Origin of the sequence: Levilactobacillus koreensis JCM 16448, from assembly GCF_001435525.1 — a bacterium.
Lineage (GTDB): Bacteria > Bacillota > Bacilli > Lactobacillales > Lactobacillaceae > Levilactobacillus > Levilactobacillus koreensis.
In genome coordinates, this window is sequence record NZ_AZDP01000035.1 from 1 (window position 1) to 1,503 (window position 1,503).

1 rRNA gene is annotated in these 1,503 nt (G+C 51.7%); it reads right to left on the minus strand.

What is annotated here, in order from left to right:
* Positions 1-22 precede the first annotated feature (22 nt).
* Positions 23-1,503 (minus strand): 16S ribosomal RNA (locus FC99_RS02680); the annotation flags it as partial.

The following is a 1,503-nucleotide window of genomic DNA, read 5'->3' on the forward strand; positions in this document are numbered from 1 at the left end:
GTAGCCTCCGTATATTCCTTAGAAAGGAGGTGATCCAGCCGCAGGTTCTCCTACGGCTACCTTGTTACGACTTCACCCTAATCATCTGTCCCACCTTAGACGGCTGACTCCCGAAGGTTATCTCACCGGCTTTGGGTGTTACAAACTCTCATGGTGTGACGGGCGGTGTGTACAAGGCCCGGGAACGTATTCACCGCGGCATGCTGATCCGCGATTACTAGCGATTCCAACTTCATGTAGGCGAGTTGCAGCCTACAATCCGAACTGAGAACGGCTTTAAGAGATTAGCTTAGCCTCACGACTTCGCGACTCGTTGTACCGTCCATTGTAGCACGTGTGTAGCCCAGGTCATAAGGGGCATGATGATTTGACGTCATCCCCACCTTCCTCCGGTTTGTCACCGGCAGTCTCACCAGAGTGCCCAACTTAATGCTGGCAACTGATAATAAGGGTTGCGCTCGTTGCGGGACTTAACCCAACATCTCACGACACGAGCTGACGACAACCATGCACCACCTGTATCCATGTCCCCGAAGGGAACGTCCTATCTCTAGGATTTGCATAGTATGTCAAGACCTGGTAAGGTTCTTCGCGTAGCTTCGAATTAAACCACATGCTCCACCGCTTGTGCGGGCCCCCGTCAATTCCTTTGAGTTTCAACCTTGCGGTCGTACTCCCCAGGCGGAGTGCTTAATGCGTTAGCTGCGGCACTGAAGGGCGGAAACCCTCCAACACCTAGCACTCATCGTTTACGGCATGGACTACCAGGGTATCTAATCCTGTTCGCTACCCATGCTTTCGAGCCTCAGCGTCAGTTACAGACTAGACAGCCGCCTTCGCCACTGGTGTTCTTCCATATATCTACGCATTCCACCGCTACACATGGAGTTCCACTGTCCTCTTCTGCACTCAAGTTTCCCAGTTTCCGATGCACTTCTCCGGTTAAGCCGAAGGCTTTCACATCAGACTTAAAAAACCGCCTGCGCTCGCTTTACGCCCAATAAATCCGGACAACGCTTGCCACCTACGTATTACCGCGGCTGCTGGCACGTAGTTAGCCGTGGCTTTCTGGTTAAATACCGTCAACTTCTGAACAGTTACTCTCAGAAGTGTTCTTCTTTAACAACAGAGTTTTACGAGCCGAAACCCTTCTTCACTCACGCGGCATTGCTCCATCAGACTTTCGTCCATTGTGGAAGATTCCCTACTGCTGCCTCCCGTAGGAGTTTGGGCCGTGTCTCAGTCCCAATGTGGCCGATTACCCTCTCAGGTCGGCTACGTATCATTGTCTTGGTGGGCCTTTACCTCACCAACTAACTAATACGCCGCGGGATCATCCAGAAGTGATAGCCGAAGCCACCTTTCAAACAAGAACCATGCGGTTCTTGTTGTTATGCGGTATTAGCACCTGTTTCCAAGTGTTATCCCCTGCTTCTGGGCAGATTTCCCACGTGTTACTCACCAGTTCGCCACTCGCTTCAGTGTTGAAATCAGTGCAAGCAC